Annotated in this window: 14 protein-coding genes and 1 CRISPR repeat array; of the genes, 4 read left to right on the top strand and 10 right to left on the bottom strand. The window is 62.6% G+C overall.

Annotated features, from left to right (window positions below; genetic code table 11):
* The first annotated feature begins 129 nt into the window (after positions 1-129).
* From csy1 to cas6f, 4 genes are read left to right on the top strand one after another with little or no spacing between them, the layout of a single operon-like run.
* Positions 130-1,506 (top strand): type I-F CRISPR-associated protein Csy1, encoded by a 1,377-nt coding sequence (gene csy1 / locus ABGX75_RS01135; RefSeq protein ID WP_347410889.1) that lies wholly within the window; start codon positions 130-132, stop codon positions 1,504-1,506.
* Positions 1,499-2,458: a type I-F CRISPR-associated protein Csy2 gene (gene csy2, locus ABGX75_RS01130; RefSeq protein WP_347410890.1), complete on the top strand. Its 960-nt coding sequence runs from the start codon at positions 1,499-1,501 to the stop codon at positions 2,456-2,458. Before csy1 ends, csy2 begins: the two co-directional genes overlap by 8 nt.
* Before the next feature lie 17 nt (positions 2,459-2,475).
* The gene (gene csy3, locus ABGX75_RS01125; RefSeq protein ID WP_128689684.1) at positions 2,476-3,507 is read left to right on the top strand and encodes a type I-F CRISPR-associated protein Csy3; all 1,032 of its coding nucleotides are present in this window, start codon (positions 2,476-2,478) and stop codon (positions 3,505-3,507) included.
* A gap of 3 nt (positions 3,508-3,510) precedes the next feature.
* Entirely contained in the window at positions 3,511-4,080 is a 570-nt protein-coding gene (gene cas6f / locus ABGX75_RS01120; RefSeq protein WP_347410891.1) for a type I-F CRISPR-associated endoribonuclease Cas6/Csy4, read from the top strand.
* A gap of 129 nt (positions 4,081-4,209) precedes the next feature.
* Positions 4,210-8,980: direct repeats of the CRISPR family, unit length 24 nt; unit sequence GCTGCCGCCCAGGCAGCTCAGAAA.
* A 16-nt stretch (positions 8,981-8,996) separates the two neighbouring features.
* Here the strand turns inward: cas6f and ABGX75_RS01115 are convergent.
* From ABGX75_RS01115 to typA, 10 genes are all read right to left on the bottom strand, one after another.
* On the bottom strand, positions 8,997-10,373 hold the full coding sequence (locus tag ABGX75_RS01115) for a trehalose-6-phosphate synthase (RefSeq protein ID WP_287124389.1): 1,377 nt from the start codon (positions 10,371-10,373) through the stop codon (positions 8,997-8,999).
* Entirely contained in the window at positions 10,370-12,199 is a 1,830-nt protein-coding gene (locus ABGX75_RS01110; RefSeq protein ID WP_347410892.1) for a glycoside hydrolase family 15 protein, read from the bottom strand. Before ABGX75_RS01110 ends, ABGX75_RS01115 begins: the two co-directional genes overlap by 4 nt.
* Positions 12,166-12,909 carry a trehalose-phosphatase gene (gene otsB / locus ABGX75_RS01105; protein WP_347410893.1) on the bottom strand — a complete coding sequence of 248 codons (744 nt, stop codon included), beginning with the start codon at positions 12,907-12,909 and terminating at the stop codon, positions 12,166-12,168. Before otsB ends, ABGX75_RS01110 begins: the two co-directional genes overlap by 34 nt.
* A gap of 115 nt (positions 12,910-13,024) precedes the next feature.
* Positions 13,025-13,336 (bottom strand): hypothetical protein, encoded by a 312-nt coding sequence (locus ABGX75_RS01100; protein WP_011505547.1) that lies wholly within the window; start codon positions 13,334-13,336, stop codon positions 13,025-13,027.
* Between the two features lie 73 nt (positions 13,337-13,409).
* Positions 13,410-14,039: an OmpW family outer membrane protein gene (locus tag ABGX75_RS01095; RefSeq protein ID WP_347410894.1), complete on the bottom strand. Its 630-nt coding sequence runs from the start codon at positions 14,037-14,039 to the stop codon at positions 13,410-13,412.
* A 245-nt stretch (positions 14,040-14,284) separates the two neighbouring features.
* Positions 14,285-15,676: a trehalose-6-phosphate synthase gene (locus ABGX75_RS01090; protein ID WP_347410895.1), complete on the bottom strand. Its 1,392-nt coding sequence runs from the start codon at positions 15,674-15,676 to the stop codon at positions 14,285-14,287.
* Complete coding sequence (locus ABGX75_RS01085; RefSeq protein ID WP_347410896.1) at positions 15,673-15,885, bottom strand: hypothetical protein; 213 nt, start codon at positions 15,883-15,885, stop codon at positions 15,673-15,675. Before ABGX75_RS01085 ends, ABGX75_RS01090 begins: the two co-directional genes overlap by 4 nt.
* A 219-nt stretch (positions 15,886-16,104) precedes the next feature.
* Positions 16,105-16,281 (bottom strand): hypothetical protein, encoded by a 177-nt coding sequence (locus ABGX75_RS01080; protein WP_164915595.1) that lies wholly within the window; start codon positions 16,279-16,281, stop codon positions 16,105-16,107.
* Positions 16,282-16,316: 35 nt separating this feature from the next.
* Complete coding sequence (locus tag ABGX75_RS01075; protein WP_347410897.1) at positions 16,317-16,520, bottom strand: hypothetical protein; 204 nt, start codon at positions 16,518-16,520, stop codon at positions 16,317-16,319.
* A gap of 335 nt (positions 16,521-16,855) precedes the next feature.
* The gene (typA, locus tag ABGX75_RS01070) at positions 16,856-18,682 is read right to left on the bottom strand and encodes a translational GTPase TypA (RefSeq protein ID WP_011505549.1); all 1,827 of its coding nucleotides are present in this window, start codon (positions 18,680-18,682) and stop codon (positions 16,856-16,858) included.
* Positions 18,683-18,827: the final 145 nt, after the last annotated feature.

Genomic DNA, 18,827 nt, shown 5'->3' with positions numbered 1-18,827 from the left:
GGGTGATTGGCTATTGCTCCGTTAGGAGGGTATAGATTTTCTACCCAAACAGCCCCGAGGTTCTTGCCTCGGGGCTTATTATCCCATTAGCGCTTGTGTTTACCAAGCCCCATCTCGTAAGGACATGTTATGCCCACTGTCTCTGGTGGCTGGCAAGATCTACGTAAGCTAATTGAGGCGTTCTTGAAAGAGCGCTTCGATACCAAAGCGGAAAAGCTGGCCCCCGATGATCCCAAGTACCAAGTACTGGTTGAATATTTTCAGCGTGAAAGCTGGCTCCAAGACGCCGCGCGGCGTGTCAGCCAATTGCAAGTCGTAACCCACTCCCTTAAACCCATTCATCCAGATGCAAAGGGCTCTAATCTGTATGCGCCCCCAGAGTCTCTGGCTAATCATCAAGGGGTGGGAAGCCATGTGTTACCGGCAGATTTCGATGGCGATGTCGTAGGTAATGCTGCTGCGCTCGACGTCTATAAATTCCTGAAACTCGAATACGATGACAAATCGCTGCTGGAGCGAGTGCTGGAAGAAGATGCCGAGCTAGCGCGTGCCTTGAGTGATAATGCAGAGCAGTCACAAGCTTGGATGAAGGCCTTTGCCGCTATTACCGAACCTAGTGGTGAACACGCCTCCCATACTCGTGCCAAGCAGGTGTATTGGCTGGCGGGCGAAGATGCTGCCGATGATGATGACTTCCATCTATTAGCGCCGCTATATGCAACATCTCTTGCGCATCAGGTCTTTCAGACGATCAATCACGATCGATTTAGTGACGAGGCCAAGGAGGCCCGCAAGGCCAAACGCGAAGGAAAGTTGGGTGAGCAGGAGGTTCATGACTATCCCAATATTGCGTCACAAAAGATGGGCGGTACCAAGCCGCAGAATATCTCGCAACTGAATAGCGAGCGAGGCGGTAATAACTATCTTCTTGCATCGCTTCCGCCTACTTGGAATTCACGCGATATCCATCCGCCATTAAAGGTGGACTCCGTACTTTCCCGCCGTGGAATGTTCGGTCGGCGCAAGGAAGTGCGGGCATTGGTCGGTGATCTGAAGCGGTTTCTGGAAACCAATCCCAACACGGATATGCATACCCGTGATCTCCGTGATGACTACACCGCGATGATCATGGATGAACTGATGCTGTTCACGATGCAGATGCACAGCCTCAAGCCAGGATGGAGTGCCGATGAAAACTGTCGCCTGGCGATAAAAGAAGCCTTCTGGCTTGACCCTGGCCGCGCACAGGAGGATGCCGAGTTCCGCAAGGCGCGTCATGAATCTGACTGGCCCGACGAGATTCGCCAGCGTTTCGCCAATTGGCTTAACGAGGCGCTTGGCGGCAAGTTGCCGCTAGGGGATGTCGAGTTTCGGCACTGGAAGAAAGAACTCGGTCAAGATGCTTCTCATCAACGACTGCTGGATAAGGACCGCCGCTGGATGGCCGTTCTGATGGAAGAACTCGATGACCTGGATGAGCTCCAAGGAGGGGAAGACGATGAGTGACGTCAAGAACCTTCTGGTGCTGCCGCGTCTCCGCGTGCAAAACGCCAATGCGATTTCCAGCCCGATGACATGGGGCTTTCCGGCGATGAGTGCCTTTATAGGCATGATGCATGCCTTGGAACGCAAGCTGGTCGCAGCGGATATCCAGGTATCGTTGGACCGTGTCGGCGTTGTCTGCCACGACGTCGAAGCACAAGCGACCGAGGGTGGTTATACCCGTGCGTTTCACCTCACTCGCAATCCTGTCGATAAAACGGGTAATACCGCCGCCATCGTCGAGGAAGGGCGGATTCACTTGGATATCACCCTGATATTTGCCATCACCGGCAAAGTGGCGGAGGACGAGCGTCAGAGTATTGCGCAGCGGGCTAGTGAGATGGTCGCCGGGATGCGTATCGCCGGCGGCAGCGTGATGCCCAACCGGAGCGTCTCCGCCCACCGTCAGCAACCGGCTTGGGTCGCGTTGGATGACAACTCAAGTGAACGTGAAAAACAGTTCAAGAAGTTGAAGCGTCGCTGGTTGCCAGGTTTTGCCTTGGTGTTACGCGATGACCGGCTCGCCGAGCACACCGGGACCCTTCAAGCCCAAGACGAAAACGCGACGCCACTGGATGCCTGGCTCGATCTTTCGCGCCTCAATCATGAATGCCATGTCGATCCTGAGAGCGAGGAAGTGCGCTGGGAAGTACGGCGCCCTTATCCCGGTTGGTTGGTGCCGATTCCGGTCGGCTATGGCGCCATCTCGGAGCAGTTCGAGCCAGGTAACGTCACGAATGCGCGAGATACGCAGATCCCGTTTCGCTTCGTGGAAAGTATTTATTCCATCGGTCAATGGATTAGTCCTCACCGTTTGGCGTGTCCCGAAGACTTGCTCTGGTACGTCGATAACGATCTCGATGCCGGCCTGTATCGCCTTAACAACGACTATGCCCAGCGCGCACATCGCGCCTAATGACAAGGAGCCCAACAATGGCTAAGAAAGATGATGCTTTGAAAACTGCCTCCGTTCTTGCCTTCGAACGCAAGCTAGACCCCTCCGATGCATTGCTCTATGCCGGGCAATGGTCGCAGCGTGATGCGCTGGAAGACTGGCAGGCGGTGTCGGTTCGTGAAAAGTCGGTACGCGGTACGATCTCCAACCGCCTCAAGGCCAAAGAGCAAGATCCTGCGAAGCTCGATGCTGCAATCGAGAACCCAAACCTCCAGACCGTTGATGTCGCCACCTTGCCCCATGATACCGATACGCTGATGGCACGTTTTACGTTGCGAGTGCTTGGCGGCGCGGGAACCCCGTCGGCGTGCAACAACGCCGACTATCAAGCCAAGTTACAACAGGCCGTTGCGGACTATGTGAAGACGCATGGGTTTGGTGAACTGGCCCGGCGTTATGCCCACAATCTGGCGAATGGGCGCTTTTTGTGGCGTAACCGTGTCGGCGCCGAGCAAGTCGAGGTGCGCATTCGGCGCATGGAAAAGGGCCACGTCGCCAAAGAATGGACATTCGATGCACTGAGTTTGTCACTCCGCGGTTTTGACAGTGATACGCAAACCTCGGAGTTGGCTCAGGATATTGCAGATGCCCTCGCGGGCGAGCGTCATTTGATTCTGGAAGTCATCGCCTTTGCGCATGTGGGTAACGGGCAGGAAGTTTTCCCATCGCAAGAGCTGATTCTGGAGCGCGGGCGGGGCGATAAAAGCAAGACGCTTTATAGCGTTGGCGACGTGGCCGCCATCCACTCCCAGAAGCTGGGCAATGCCATCCGCACCATCGATACCTGGTACCCGGCGCCGGAAGATGGCAGTGACCTCGGGCCCATCGCCGTCGAGCCTTATGGCTCCGTGACCACTCAGGGCAGCGCTTACCGCCAGCCCAAGCAAAAGGTGGATTTCTACTCGCTGCTGGATAACTGGATGATCAAGGACCAAGTGCCGGATACCCCGCAACAGCACTTCGTGATGGCGACCTTGATTCGCGGTGGTGTCTTCGGCGAAGCGGGGTAAGCCATGGATCATTATCTCGATATTCGGCTGCGCCCCGACCCGGAGTTTCCGGCAGCAATGCTGATGAATGCGCTTTACAGCAAGCTCCATCGGGCACTGTTCGATCTGCAGGCCGATGATATCGGCGTGAGCCTGCCCGACCACAAGACCGGCGTGCGTGCGCGCACGCCGGGGGATCGGCTTCGGCTCCACGCTCGACACAATCGCCTGGAACAGCTCATGGCGCTCCCGTGGCTGGCGGGGATGCGTGATCATGTCGAGTTGGCGGACATTGCACCGGTTCCGGCGGAAGTGAGTCATCGTCGTGTGGTACGCCGCCAGTTCAATACGGGCGGGCCTAGCCGGGTCAAGCGTTACGCGCGCCGGCACGACATCAGCGAAGAAGAAGCGCGCCAATGCATGTCGGCACCTGCTGAGCGCAAGATCTCATTGCCGTTCGTGCAAGTGAACAGCCGATCCAGCGGCCAGCGCTTTGCGCTGTTTATCGAACACGGCCAACTGCAAGAGACCCCAGTAGCAGGGCGCTTCAATCACTACGGGCTGAGCCGTGAAGCGACAGTGCCGTGGTTTTGACCCTTTTTGAGAAGGCTCTATAGCGTCCTTTTAAATCAACAACCTAGCGCCACCTCCTGTAAAAGGGTGTGGCGCTTTCTTTAGGTGAATGCTCTTTAACAATCAGATATTTAGCCGTGATAAGCTCTAGTGCGCTGCCGCCCAGGCAGCTCAGAAATCTGGCTCCGGATAGCGGCCGCTGCGCTTCTCGTGCGCTGCCGCCCAGGCAGCTCAGAAAAGCGATTCCAGGCGCTCGGCGATGCGGACCAGGTGCGCTGCCGCCCAGGCAGCTCAGAAACGATCAAAAATTCCATGGTCTTGCCGCTAGCGCGTGCGCTGCCGCCCAGGCAGCTCAGAAAAATCCACAGAAAACAACTGGGTTATCGGAGGAGTGCGCTGCCGCCCAGGCAGCTCAGAAAGCACCCAGTTCATCACAGCATTGTGCGCTTCTGTGCGCTGCCGCCCAGGCAGCTCAGAAATCTAGCTGATCGGCAAGGCGCAGCATAAACTGGTGCGCTGCCGCCCAGGCAGCTCAGAAAAATCTGGAATCCTCGTCGTGTAAAGCCGTCACGTGCGCTGCCGCCCAGGCAGCTCAGAAAATCGGCAAGGTAAACTCTGACCGAGTGGTATATGTGCGCTGCCGCCCAGGCAGCTCAGAAATGAAAAAGACACCTCGTCGCAATCAGATAGTAGTGCGCTGCCGCCCAGGCAGCTCAGAAAGTAACGAACGTGGAGCCGGTGACAGTCAACAGGTGCGCTGCCGCCCAGGCAGCTCAGAAATCATGCTGTCCGGCCATCGCGTCGTTGGACGGGTGCGCTGCCGCCCAGGCAGCTCAGAAATGCATGGCATGACTGTTGCGGCGCTGCTGGGCGTGCGCTGCCGCCCAGGCAGCTCAGAAAATCGCGCTTACCGGGTGGGGTGGATTCCGCACGTGCGCTGCCGCCCAGGCAGCTCAGAAAATGACACGAATACGATCATACGCTTCGTATGCGTGCGCTGCCGCCCAGGCAGCTCAGAAAGATGAGTGAAGTGTTCACTCTCGGCGATATGTGTGCGCTGCCGCCCAGGCAGCTCAGAAATTACCGAGCAACAACGTATGCGGAAAGAATTTGTGCGCTGCCGCCCAGGCAGCTCAGAAAACATCGTTGCCGCGTAGGAGACGTGCGTGACAGTGCGCTGCCGCCCAGGCAGCTCAGAAAAGCGACGGCAACCGATGAGGATTGCTGACGCGGTGCGCTGCCGCCCAGGCAGCTCAGAAAGACTGATGAACGTCGCAGTGTCTGATCTGGTAGTGCGCTGCCGCCCAGGCAGCTCAGAAATCACATGCCCGACATCAGTCGTAAGCGCGAACGTGCGCTGCCGCCCAGGCAGCTCAGAAAATTTCGAGCTGGAGCGTCTGCACCACGCCCTTGTGCGCTGCCGCCCAGGCAGCTCAGAAAGCTTGGAGCTCGAGTCCAAGGCCAAAGAGCACGTGCGCTGCCGCCCAGGCAGCTCAGAAACAGGCGAGACGTGTCGGCTTCAATGCGAGCCTGTGCGCTGCCGCCCAGGCAGCTCAGAAATTTTGGATCAGCTCGGCCAGGCCCTTCATCTTGTGCGCTGCCGCCCAGGCAGCTCAGAAATCAGGGTGCGCCCACTTTGGCTCAGCCATCTTGTGCGCTGCCGCCCAGGCAGCTCAGAAATGGCGCTCGACGTATGTATGTATGTAGGTTCGGTGCGCTGCCGCCCAGGCAGCTCAGAAAGACCGGGGGTGCCCGACAGTTCCCGATGACGCGTGCGCTGCCGCCCAGGCAGCTCAGAAATTGTGGTGCCCCGGCCCTGGCCGGGGCGTTCCGTGCGCTGCCGCCCAGGCAGCTCAGAAATCGTTTCGATGCCCAGGCAATGCCGACTAGCGGTGCGCTGCCGCCCAGGCAGCTCAGAAAAGTCCGGCATCGGCGAGCCGTCGAGCAACACCGTGCGCTGCCGCCCAGGCAGCTCAGAAACCCTGGTCTGCGCTGGGCCGGATTCACCCATGGTGCGCTGCCGCCCAGGCAGCTCAGAAAAGGAACACAACGGCAAGAAGCGCAAGGGCAAGGTGCGCTGCCGCCCAGGCAGCTCAGAAAGTGTTCTAGACGAGATAGAAAACGCAATGGACGTGCGCTGCCGCCCAGGCAGCTCAGAAAAGCTTTTCCCCACAGCTTGGCGCGCTCGGCGTGTGCGCTGCCGCCCAGGCAGCTCAGAAAACATTGCTCCGCCGAAACCATTGAACAGCATCGTGCGCTGCCGCCCAGGCAGCTCAGAAAATGAAAAGGCACTTCTTGGCGCCGCTGACCAAGTGCGCTGCCGCCCAGGCAGCTCAGAAAAGCTGCTGCCGCACACAAAGGGCGAATGGGCCGTGCGCTGCCGCCCAGGCAGCTCAGAAAAGCCAGCACAACGCCTAGCCAAAGCCGCCCACGTCAGCTGCCGCCCAGGCAGCTCAGAAATATGCACGCCGCCACATAAAGACAACGGAGGGGTGCGCTGCCGCCCAGGCAGCTCAGAAAGGGTGCGCTCCTACCTGCATGCGGCCTATCAGGTGCGCTGCCGCCCAGGCAGCTCAGAAAGTAACCCTGCGCCGCGCAGTAGAGGCGCACGAGTGCGCTGCCGCCCAGGCAGCTCAGAAATGAACGCCCATGAGGCCTTGCCAGAGGAGAAGGTGCGCTGCCGCCCAGGCAGCTCAGAAAACGCGAGGGGTCGACGCCGTCGCGCACTGCATGTGCGCTGCCGCCCAGGCAGCTCAGAAATTGTTGTCGAACTTCGCGTCGTTGGTCAGGCTGTGCGCTGCCGCCCAGGCAGCTCAGAAATCGATCACATAGCTCTTGCCGGCGGCGCCGACGTGCGCTGCCGCCCAGGCAGCTCAGAAATCAACGCGCTGCGGGTTGCGTCGTGAGAACTTGTGCGCTGCCGCCCAGGCAGCTCAGAAAGCCAGATGACCGATCAAGGTTATATGCGCGTGGTGCGCTGCCGCCCAGGCAGCTCAGAAAACCAGGGCGAAACCGCCGATCAGCGCGATGGGGTGCGCTGCCGCCCAGGCAGCTCAGAAATGCACGACGAGCTCGCCGAGACGCGCGCCATCGTGCGCTGCCGCCCAGGCAGCTCAGAAATGCTTGGCAATGCGCAATGAGATAGTGCCGCGGTGCGCTGCCGCCCAGGCAGCTCAGAAAAATCGTCAAGATCGGCGGCGGACAGCGGCCCCGTGCGCTGCCGCCCAGGCAGCTCAGAAATGTCGCGCATGGCGATCGCCATACGGCACCAAGTGCGCTGCCGCCCAGGCAGCTCAGAAAATCCGCGCTTTGACCAGCGCATCGCGAGTCTTGTCAGCTGCCGCCCAGGCAGCTCAGAAATGGCGGTAGCCGCTGACCCCTACAGCAATCGCGTCAGCTGCCGCCCAGGCAGCTCAGAAATACCTGGCCACGTCCACCAATGTCGGCACGCGGTCAGCTGCCGCCCAGGCAGCTCAGAAAAGCAGTCGCGCGGGGTGACGCTGCTGCACGCCGTCAGCTGCCGCCCAGGCAGCTCAGAAATGCGTGCGGGTACTCATGCGGTAGAATTTTCAGTCAGCTGCCGCCCAGGCAGCTCAGAAAAGCGTGTCGAGCATGTAGTCCAGTGCTTCTTCGTCAGCTGCCGCCCAGGCAGCTCAGAAAGGTATGCAACCGCAATGCGACTAACACTCCGCGTCAGCTGCCGCCCAGGCAGCTCAGAAATGTTGCGGTGCCGCTTCGACTGGCTGACCGAGGTCAGCTGCCGCCCAGGCAGCTCAGAAATCAGCCGCTGGGGCTGAGGCGTAGACGGTGGAGTCAGCTGCCGCCCAGGCAGCTCAGAAATCGGAAGATGAGGTCTGGCGCGTGCCCGCCGTGTGCGCTGCCGCCCAGGCAGCTCAGAAAAGCCAGCACAACGCCTAGCCAAAGCCGCCCACGTCAGCTGCCGCCCAGGCAGCTCAGAAAAGCTGCTGACCGCCGATGTCGTAAGCGTGGCCGTCAGCTGCCGCCCAGGCAGCTCAGAAACGGCATTTCGACAGCCCCGGGTGGCGTGCTCCGTCAGCTGCCGCCCAGGCAGCTCAGAAAATCAGCGCTTCGGTAGCATCCTTGAGCTCCACGTCAGCTGCCGCCCAGGCAGCTCAGAAATTCACCGAGCGCATGGTCACAGAGGCCGATCGGTCAGCTGCCGCCCAGGCAGCTCAGAAAGGTGAGGCTACCTTCAAGCGATTCATGGAGGAGTCAGCTGCCGCCCAGGCAGCTCAGAAATCGAGGGCCAGCCGGTCGGGATTTTGTCCAACGTCAGCTGCCGCCCAGGCAGCTCAGAAATTGCGATTCATCAGCCAGCCAGTCGCGGATGCGTCAGCTGCCGCCCAGGCAGCTCAGAAATTGCTGGGCATGAACCACGAGGAGGCTCGGTCGTCAGCTGCCGCCCAGGCAGCTCAGGAACGGCGACATCCTCGACGGAGAGTGCACCCCGAGTCAGCTGCCGCCCAGGCAGCTCAGAAAAGGCGGCGCAGAAGGCTGCTCACAACGGGCGCGTCAGCTGCCGCCCAGGCAGCTCAGAAAGTCTTGGCGTTCACCACACGGGCCGGCTGCCCGTCAGCTGCCGCCCAGGCAGCTCAGAAAACGCCGAGGCGCAGGCCCGGCACGTTGCGCGGGTGCGCTGCCGCCCAGGCAGCTCAGAAAATCGTTGATGAACGTGAGCAGCCGCTCGGGGCGTGCGCTGCCGCCCAGGCAGCTCAGAAATCATCGATACGGGGCTTGGTGATCTTGTCTTTTGTCAGCTGCCGCCCAGGCAGCTCAGAAAAGCTCCTGGATGCGCTCGACCGCCGCTTCCGCGTCAGCTGCCGCCCAGGCAGCTCAGAAATGAACGAGATTCAGCGCGCCCTGACCCTGCATGTCAGCTGCCGCCCAGGCAGCCCAGCAATCGACCGGACTCGTGCCTAACCAGCCTGCTGGGCGAGGTCGTCGATGAAGCGCTGCCGCCAGGTCAGCAGGCTGTTGCGGCGCAGGACGTCGATCATCTCCCGGTAGCGCTGGCGGCGTTCGTCGCGCGGCATGTTCAGGGCGCGTTCGATGGCGCTGGTGATGTCGTGCACGTCGTAGGGGTTGACCAGCAGGGCGCCGCTCAGTTCGCGGGCGGCGCCGGCCAGGTCGCTGAGCACCAGCACGCCGGGGTCGTCGGGGTCCTGGGCGGCGACGAACTCCTTGCAGACCAGGTTCATGCCGTCGCGCAGCGGGGTCACCAGGCCCACCCGCGCGGCTCGGAACAGGCCCATCAGGTCGGCGTGGGCGTAGGTCTGGTTGAGGTAGTGCACCGGCAGCCAGTCGATGTCGGCGTAGGTGCCGTTGATATGCCCGGCCATGCCTTCGAGCTGGCGGCGTAGCTCGTCGTACTCGGGGATCGCGCTGCGCGAGGGGCTGGCGATCTGCATGAAGATGGTGCGTTGGCGGCGGTGCTTGAAGTGGGTGAGCAGCGTCTCGATGGCGTTGAAGCGCTGCACCAGGCCCTTGGAGTAGTCGAGCCGGTCGGCGCCGATGATCAGGTCGCGCTTGCCGAGGTCGGCCTGGAACTGGCAGGCCGGAGCCTGGGTGATGGCGTGCTCGGCCTCGGCGATGGCTTCATCGACGTCGATGCCGACCGGGTAGACGCCGGTGCGCAGGCGGTGGCCGAGGCAGTCGATGACGTTGTCGCCCTCGAGGGTCGCGTCGAAGGTCTCGACCAGGGCCTCATGAAAGGCGTGGCGGTCGTTTTCGGTCTGAAAGCCGACGAGGTCGTAATGCAGCAGGTCCTCGAGCAGCTCGCGGTAGCAGGGCAGCGCACGCAGCAGGTCGAAGCTGGGAAAGGGGATGTGCAGGAAGAACCCCAGTGGCTGGCGGATGCCGCGCTCACGCAGTTCCTTGCCCAGCGGCAGCAGGTGGTAGTCATGCACCCAGATCAGCTCGTCGCCCTTCACGAGCGTGACCAGCGCCTCGGCGAAACGAGCGTTGACCCGCGAGTAGGCCTTCACGTGGTCGAGCTGGAAGTCCATGGCGCCGAGGTTGAAGTGAAAGACCGGCCACAGCACTTCGTTGGCGAAGCCCAGGTAGTAGTTGTCGTAGTCTTCCTTGGAGAGCGACAGCGTCGCGTAATCGATATTGTCGCGCGTGACCACGCTGGGGCGATTCGAGGGGACCTGCTTGACGCGGCCATCCCAGCCGAACCACAGGCCACCGTGCTCGCTGAGCGCGCCGGTGATGGCGACCGCCAGGCCGCCGGCCTGGGGTTTGCCTTCTTCGGGAATCGAGACGCGATTGGAGACTACGACCAGGCGTGTCATACGGCTTCCTCCCAGCTTCGACTAAGGTGCAGTGCCGAGTTGATCAGGCCGACCATGCTGTAGGTCTGCGGAAAGTTGCCCCACAGTTCATGACTGATGGTGTCGAGATCCTCGGAAAGCAAGCCCTGGGCGTTGCGGCATTCGAGCATGTTTTCGAACAGCCGGCGAGCCTCGTCGCGGCGGCCGATCGCCCACAGCGCATCGATGTACCAGAAGGTGCAGATATTGAAGGCGTTCTCGGGATCGCCGAAGTCGTCGGCGGCGGCATAGCGGAACAGGTGGTCGCCGCGGCGCAGCTCGGCCTCGATGGCCCCGACCGTGCTGACGAAACGCGGGTCGTCGGCGGCGAGGAAGTCGAGCTCGTGCATCAGCAGCAGACTGGCGTCCATGGTGTCGCCGCCGAAACTCTCGGTGAAGGCCTGGCGCGACTCGCTCCACGCCTCGCGGCAGATCACGTCATGCATGCGGTCGGCCTGCTGGCGCCAGCGAGTGGCGTCCTCGTCGAGCCCGAGATGCGCGGCAATGCGTGCCAGACGGTCGCAGGCGGCCCAGCACATGATGGACGAGTAGGTGTGCACGCGGGCGCGACCGCGATACTCCCAGATACCGGCGTCGGGCTTGTCGAACAGCCTGGCGGCCTGCTCGCCGAGGATGGTCAGACGGCGGAACAGCGCTTCGTCGCCGGGGCGCGCCAGTCGTTCGTCGAAGAACGCCTGGTTGGCGGCCAGCACCACGGCACCGTAGACGTCGTGCTGCACCTGATGGTAGGCGGCGTTGCCGACCCGCACCGGTCCCATGCCGCGATAGCCGGCGAGCCCGCTGACTTCGTACTCCTCGATGCGCGTCTCGCCGCCGATGCCGTAGAGCGGCTGCAGCTCGTGTTCGGCGGCGCCGACCACCAGGTTGATGATGTAGTTGAGGTAGTTCTCCATGGTCGCGGTCGCGCCCAGGCGGTTGAGGGCGTGGACCACGAAATAGGCATCGCGCAGCCAGCAGTAGCGGTAGTCCCAGTTGCGCTGGGTGTCGGCGGCCTCGGGCACCGAGGTAGTCATGGCAGCGATCACCGCACCGGTATCTTCGAAGGTGCTGAGCTTGAGGGTGGTGGCGGCGCGGATCACGGCATTCTGCCATTCGAAGGGGATCGCCAGGCCGCGCGCCCATTCCTGCCAGTAGGTGGTGGTCTGGGTCTCGAAACGCTGGCACATCGCGTTGACCGACTCGGTGACGCTCTCGTCGGGGCCGAGTGCGAAATTGAGCTCGCCCTCGAGGACGATCGGCGATTCCTGAAGCACGTGGGTGATCGAGGCGTCGGTGGTCAGCCGGGTCACTCGGCCCTGACCGAGGTAGCGAATGTGATGGCTGCCGTGAGTGGTCTCGGGCGCGCGCTCGCCATAGGCGGTGGTCGGGCGCAGGCGGATGCGGATCACCGGTGTGCCGGAGAGGCATTTCACGCGGCGTACCACGATCTCGGGACGAAACGTCCGGTCATAGAGCCGAAAGCGCGGGCAGAAGTCGGTGATGCGGATGCGCCCGCCGTACTTGTCGGTGAGCTCGGTGCACAGGATCGCGGTATTGCGCTGATAGTACTGGCGGCTTTCGACCTGATCCTGCAGCTCGATGGCGAAGTAGCCCCGATCGGTGGTGTCCATCAGGCGCGAGAAGAAGGGATCGCCGTCGAAGCGCGGCAGACAGCACCACACGATGCGGCCGTCGGTATCGATCAGGGCGCCGATCTGGCAATTGCCGATGAGCCCGAGCTCCAGCGAAGTGGATGGCATATCGGTCGATTCGGTCACGTTGGACGGGATGGTAGGTGTTCCAGCCATGTCAGTACCTTCTTTACCGATTCAAGATAGTAGGTCGCGGCCGTCTTCCCACCGCCGACGCGCACGCTGAGGCCTCCGCGTGCGTTGACCTCGCGAAAGGCGTCCTCGTCGGTGACGTCGTCGCCGACGAACACGGGGCGTCGGCCCTGGAAGACCGGATCGTCGAGCAGCCGGGCGACGGCGGTTCCCTTGTGAACGCCGGCCGGGCGCAGTTCGATGACGCACTTGCCGGCCACGGTCTCGACGTCGTCGCCCAGCGCCTGCTGCCATTCGGCCATGAAATGACGGCATTCGTCTGCAAGCTCCGGGGCGCCGCGGTAGTGCAGGGCCAGCGCGACACGCTTGTCCTCGTAGTGCAGGCCGTCGTGGCCGGCGACGAAGTCGGCCAGCGCGTCGCGGCAGGCGGCCAGCCGCTCGGGGTGTGCGACGGCGCTGTGGTAACCGCCCGAGGTGTCGCGCCACTCCAGGCCGTGAACGCCGGCCAGGGGGAGGTCGAGCGGGGCGAGCAGAGCTTCGAGGTCGGCGACCGGGCGACCGCTGATGATGGCCACTGCGCCGTCGAGTTCGTGCGCGAGCCGGGCGACCAGGTGGCGCAGAGCCTCCGAGACGCTGGTATCACGGGGGTGATCGGCGAGGGGCACCAGGGTGCCATCGAAGTCCAGGAACAGCGCCCAGTCGTGACGCGGCAGCGGCGGTGGAGTCTCGGGCATCATCTTGTCGCTAGGGTCTCGTCTTGGGTTCGTGCAGTATCGCGCAGCCCGCCACGGGGCATGCGGAGAGAAGCTTTAGACGCAAAGGTCTTGCCGCTGATCGCCCAGGCGGCCTTCAGTCCTCTTCATCCTCGACGGCGGGCTCCAGGGCACGCTTGTCGTCGGGAAGGCGGACGTAGTCGCCGATGCTGAGGTCGCCGTGGGTCTGATGACGCTTGCCGTGGCTGTCGATGAGCGCGGCGACCTTGCCGATGCTGAGGGCGTCGTCTTCGCGGTAGGCCTCGACCTCGACGCGCACCACCATGCCCTGGTAGCGGGCGGAGAGCATCATGCCGGGATGGGGCTGAACTTCGTGCTGCTTGTCGCTGGCGTAATGGCGGGTCACGCTGGCATTGCCGGGGGCGTCCCAGTCGATGTGCTTATGCATTGGCGGGCTCCTGTCGCATCCGTGTGTCTTTACAGGGTAGCCCGCCGTGCGGGGTATCGCCTAGCCGAGCGACTCAGAACCGATAGCTGAGCCCGCCCATGACGACGATGGGGTCGATGTGGATCTTGGCATCGTAGTCGTTGCCGGCGAGAGTGGCGGTGGCGTCGCTGTCGATGTCCAGATACCAGGCGGCGGCGTTGAGCGCCCAGTGGTCGTCGATCAGCAGGTCGATCCCGAGCTGGGCGGCGGCGCCCCAGCTGTCGTCGAGGTCGAGCTTGCCGCCGTCGAGATGCTCGTCGGAGAAGTGAGTGTAGTTGAGCCCCGCGCCGAGGTAGGGCTGCACGCGGGCATCGGTGCCGCCGAGCGGGTAGTACTGCAGCGTCAGTGTCGGCGGCAGGTGCTTGATGGACGCCAGGTCGTCACCCTCGAGGGCGACCTGGTGCTCGAAACGTTGCGCGGCAAGCAGTTCCACGCCGAACTTGTCGTGGAAGCGATAGCCGAGCGTGAAGGCGAAGCCGCTGTCGTCGTTGGCGTCGATCTGCATGTCGAGCGGGGCGCCGAAGTCGCCGTTGTCGCTTTGCGGGGCGACCTTGGCGACACCGAAGCGGGTGTAGAAGTCGCCTTCGCCGTAGGCGAACGCCGAAGTGGCGGGCACGAGCGCAGCGGTGAGGGCGAGGGAGGAAACGAGCAGGGCACGGCGCATGGGACGACTCCTTGGTGTGAGATGAAGCGAGAAGCGCGGGGCGCTTCGTATGCATCAAGTCTAAACCTAATAACCACATAAAAAATGTGGTTATATGTCGCACTCCGCTGGGCCCGACATGCGCTCGTGGTGTGGCGCAGGAGGTGAGCCTCTGCCACGGACGTCCGCGGCAGAGGCGAGGGCCGGCATGCGTCGACCAGCGGCTGTGGCCGACGGCGCATCAGGCTCGGAGGGCAAGTCGCCGGCTAGTTGCCGAAGGCGGCCTGCTGTTGCTGTCGGCGAAGGTGCTTCAGGAAGCGTCGGCGCCATTCGAGCAGGCTGTTGCGCCTGAGCACGTTGATCATCTGCTGGTAGCGTTCGCGCCGTTCGTCCAGGGGCATGTTCAGGGCTTGTTCGATGGCGCTGACGATGGTGCTCACGTCATACGGGTTGACCAGCAGTGCACCACTCAACTCGTTGGCGGCGCCCGCCAGCTCGCTCAGCACCAGCACGCCGGGGTCGTCGGGGCTCTGGGCGGCGACGAACTCCTTGCAGACCAGGTTCATGCCATCGCGCAGGGGCGTCACCAGGCCGACACGGGCGGAACGGAACAGGCCGATCAGGACTTCGCGAGGGTAGGTCTGGTTGAAATAGTGCACCGGCATCCAGTCGAATTCGGCATAAGTGCCGTTGATATGCCCGGCCATTTCCTCGAGCTGGCGGCGCAGCTCGTCGTACTCGGGGATCGCGCAGCGCGAGGGGCTGGCGATCTGCATGAAGACCGTCCGCTGGTGGCGGTGCGTGAAATCCCTGAGCAGTGCCTCGAAGGCGTTGAAACGTTGCACCAGACCCTTGGAGTAGTCGAGCCGGTCGGCGCCGAGGACCAGGTCGCGATCGCCGAGATCCACCTTGAGCTGGCGGGCCTGCTCGTTGACGTTTGAGCGCTCGGCCTCGGCCAGCAGCTCCTCGACGTCGACGCCCACTGGGTAGACACCGGTGCGCACCTGCTGGCCGTTGCACTCGATGGTGTCGTCGACGATCACGGCACCGAAGGTCTCGACCACCGCTTGTCGGAAGGCATGCAGGTCGTTTTCGGTCTGGAAGCCGAGCAGGTCGTAGTGCAGCAGGTCGTCGAGCAGGCCACGGTAGCCGGGCAAGGCGCGCAGCAAGTCGTAGCAGGGGAAAGGAATGTGCAAGAAGAACCCGACCGGGTCCTGAACCCCTTGTTGGCGCAGCGCCTTTCCCAGCGGTATCAGGTGATAATCGTGTACCCAGATCAGTTCGCCACCTTCGAGCAGCGTGCTTAGAACGCCGGCAAAGCGCTCATTGACGCGTTGATAGGCCCTGGCGTAACTCAGGCGGAAGTCCATGGCGCCAAGGTTGAAGTGAAAGACTGGCCAGACGACTTCGTTGGAGAAGCCCAGGTAGTAGTCTTCGTAGTCCTCCCGGGACAGCGGTAGGGTCGCATAGGTGATGTTGCCGTGTTGCACGGTGGCAGGGTGGTTGGAGGGCGTTTGGCTGATCTTGCCATCCCAGCCGAACCACATCCCGCCGCATTCTTCGAGGGCGCCGGTGATCGCGACGGCCAGGCCGCCGGCCTGGGGCTTGCCGGGTTCGGGCACGGAAACGCGGTTGGAGATCACGACAAGTCGCGTCATACGGTCTCCTCCCGGCGGCAACCGAGATGCGCTACCGAGCTGGTCGGCCCGGCCATGCAGCAGGCTTGGGGAGCGTCGGCCCCCGGTGCGGGGCTGTCGGCGTCCAGATGCGCTACCCGATGGCGATCGTCGAATGCGGCGAGTTCGAGGGGATCCCGTTCCATGCGGACGGAAGGGGGCGGGGGGACGTTGTCGAATGCTCCAGCCATGTCAGTACCTCCTGTACTGATGTCTGTCGATAGCAGATGACGGCAGTCTCATCCTGGCTGCCGATGCGAACGGGGTGCCTTCCACAAGGAGCGACACGAAAGGCGTTCTTGCCGCGTGCCGTCAGAGGCGAGAGCTGCCACCCCGACATGCCGCGGCCTGGTGGGAGTGCGAGCGCATGGCCATTCCCATCCAGACCGCGTGGCGTCGGGCGGGGTGGCTCAGTGCTCGTCTTGCTCGAACTGCTCGGCTGCACGCAATGCCTCTCCCCGCGTGTCGTGCTCGGAGACGACGTTTTCGTTGTCGGGCTGGCTCTCGTCGATCACCACCCAGCCGGTGATGTTCTCTTGCAGGTCATCGCTGTCGAAGACGGGTTCCACGCGCGCTTGCTTTTGCATATGTGCCTCCTTCCACCGGGGCGCCGGCTCACGGCTTAGTACCCTTCCCGCGTCGGTTCACCGGAAGAGGGGCGGTTGAGTTCGGTGCAAGGGCAGCCTTCGTGGGCGCAGGGCAGTCCCTCGGGATGGCCGGCGGCGCATCCGGTACAGCAGAATGCCTGGCCCTCGCTGAGCGCGGCATTCTCACTGGTGACGTCTTCTTCGCAACCTGGGCAGGCGCAGATTCCCAATTCGGCCATGGCGTCTCTCCTGACGATTTCCTGGGGCGAGCGTCCTCGAATGCATTGGCAAGCGGCGTCAGCGATCAGGACGATCGCTTCATTTCCGCTTGAGGCCTGTTGAGTTTAGCCGCCGTCTGCTTGTTGTATATCAAAGGGATACGCCCAATCTCCTCGATGATTAATCCAGGACAAGAACGCTGGCATGGCGCCGAGGAGAGGCATGTTGGTCAATGCCGATCGACGCCTGGCGGTTTCGTGGCCCCGGAGGCCGCGCCAGGCTCGCGAATGGTCACCGGAAACGACGAAGCCCACCGTGAGGTGGGCTTCGTGGGGCCGTACGAGCGTTGCCGCGATTACTTCTTCTTGGCGCGCTTGCGCTCGTTCTCGGTGAGGTGCTTCTTGCGCAGACGGATGTGCTGGGGTGTGATTTCCACCAGCTCGTCGTCATCGAGGAACTCGATGGCCTGTTCGAGGGTGAAGCGAACCGGCGGCGTGAGGACGAGGTTCTCGTCGTTGCCGGAGGCGCGCATGTTGTCGAGTTTCTTGGCCTTGGTCGGGTTGACCGCCATGTCGTCGGCGCGGTTGTTGATGCCGACCAGCATGCCTTCGTAGACCTCGGTGCCGTGCTCGACGATGAGCTTGCCACGGTCCTGCAGGGCGAACAGCGCGTAGGCCAGCGCCTTGCCGGAGACCATGGAGACCAGCACGCCGTTGCGACGCTCGATGGAGGCATCGGGCTTGAGCGGGCCGTAATGGTCGAAGCGGCTGGTCAGGATGCCGGTGCCGGAGGTCAGCGTCAGGAACTGACCACGGAAGCCGATCAGCCCGCGTGCGGGGATGATGAAGTCCAGGCGAACGCGACCCTTGCCGTCCGGATTCATGTTGGTCATCTCGCCCTTGCGGTAGCCGAGCTCTTCCATCACCGCGCCCTGGTGCTGCTCTTCGCAGTCGATGATGACCTCTTCGTACGGCTCCTGCTTGACGCCGTCGATCTCGCGGATGATCACCTCGGGACGGCCCACGGCCAGCTCGTAGCCTTCACGGCGCATGGATTCGATCAGCACCGAAAGGTGCAGTTCGCCACGCCCGGAGACGGTGAACTTCTCCGGCGAGTCGCCCTGTTCGACACGCAGCGCCACGTTGTGGATCAGTTCCTGCTCGAGGCGCTCCTTGATGTTGCGGCTGGTGACGAACTTGCCTTCCTTGCCGGCGAACGGCGAGTCGTTGACCTGGAAGGTCATGGACACGGTGGGCTCGTCCACGGTGAGTGCCGGCATGGCTTCGACGGCGGCCGGATCGCACAGCGTATCGGAGATCGCCAGGTCGTCGATGCCGGTGATGCAGATGATGTCGCCGGCGCTGGCTTCTTCGGTCTGCACGCGCTCGAGGCCGAGGTGCGTCATGACCTGGCCGACCTTGCCCTTGCGGACGTTGCCTTCCTTGGAGATCACGCTGATCTGCTGACCCGGACGCACGCTGCCGCGCTTGATGCGGCCCAGGCCGATGACGCCGACGTAGCTGTTGTAGTCGAGCGCGGAGATCTGCATCTGGAACGGTGCGTCGAGCTCGACCTTGGGCGGTTCGACGATGTCGACGATGGACTTGAACATCGGGGTCATGTCGTCGGCCAGCTGATCCGGCTCATGACCGGCGACGCCGTCCAGCGCCGAGCAGTAGATGATCGGGAAGTCGAGCTGTTCCTCGGTGGCGCCGAGGTTGTCGAACAAGTCGAAGATCTGGTCGATGACCCAGTCCGGGCGCGCGCCGGGACGGTCGATCTTGTTGACCACGACGATCGGCTTGAGGCCACGGTCGAAGGCCTTCTGGGTGACGAAGCGCGTCTGCGGCATGGGGCCGTCGACGGCATCCACCAGCAGCAGCACGGAGTCGACCATCGACATCACGCGCTCGACCTCGCCGCCGAAGTCGGCGTGTCCGGGGGTGTCGACGATGTTGATGTGATAGTCCCGTTCGTCCGGGCTCTGCCAGCGGATCGCGGTGTTCTTGGACAGAATGGTGATACCGCGCTCTTTCTCCTGGTCATTGGAGTCCATGATGCGCTCTTGCCCTTCGGCCTTGCGGTCGAGGGTGCCGGACTGACTCAGGAGTTTGTCGACCAGGGTGGTCTTGCCATGGTCGACGTGGGCGATGATAGCAATGTTGCGAAGATTCTCGATCACGACGGGATCCTGCTGGGAAATTGGGGCGCATTATAGGGTCAGGGTGCCGACGACTGCCAGTTTGATGACCGTTGCGCATGAGCGCGGCTCGTCAAAAGGCGCGTTGGCGCAGCGATAACCGTGGCGCTATCAGGGACTTGGGTCG

It is taken from the genome of Chromohalobacter sp. (genome assembly GCF_039830575.1).
Taxonomy (GTDB): Bacteria; Pseudomonadota; Gammaproteobacteria; order Pseudomonadales; family Halomonadaceae; genus Chromohalobacter; species Chromohalobacter israelensis.
The sequence above is the reverse complement of the archived record's forward strand: the minus strand, read 5'-3'. Positions and strand labels throughout refer to the sequence as shown.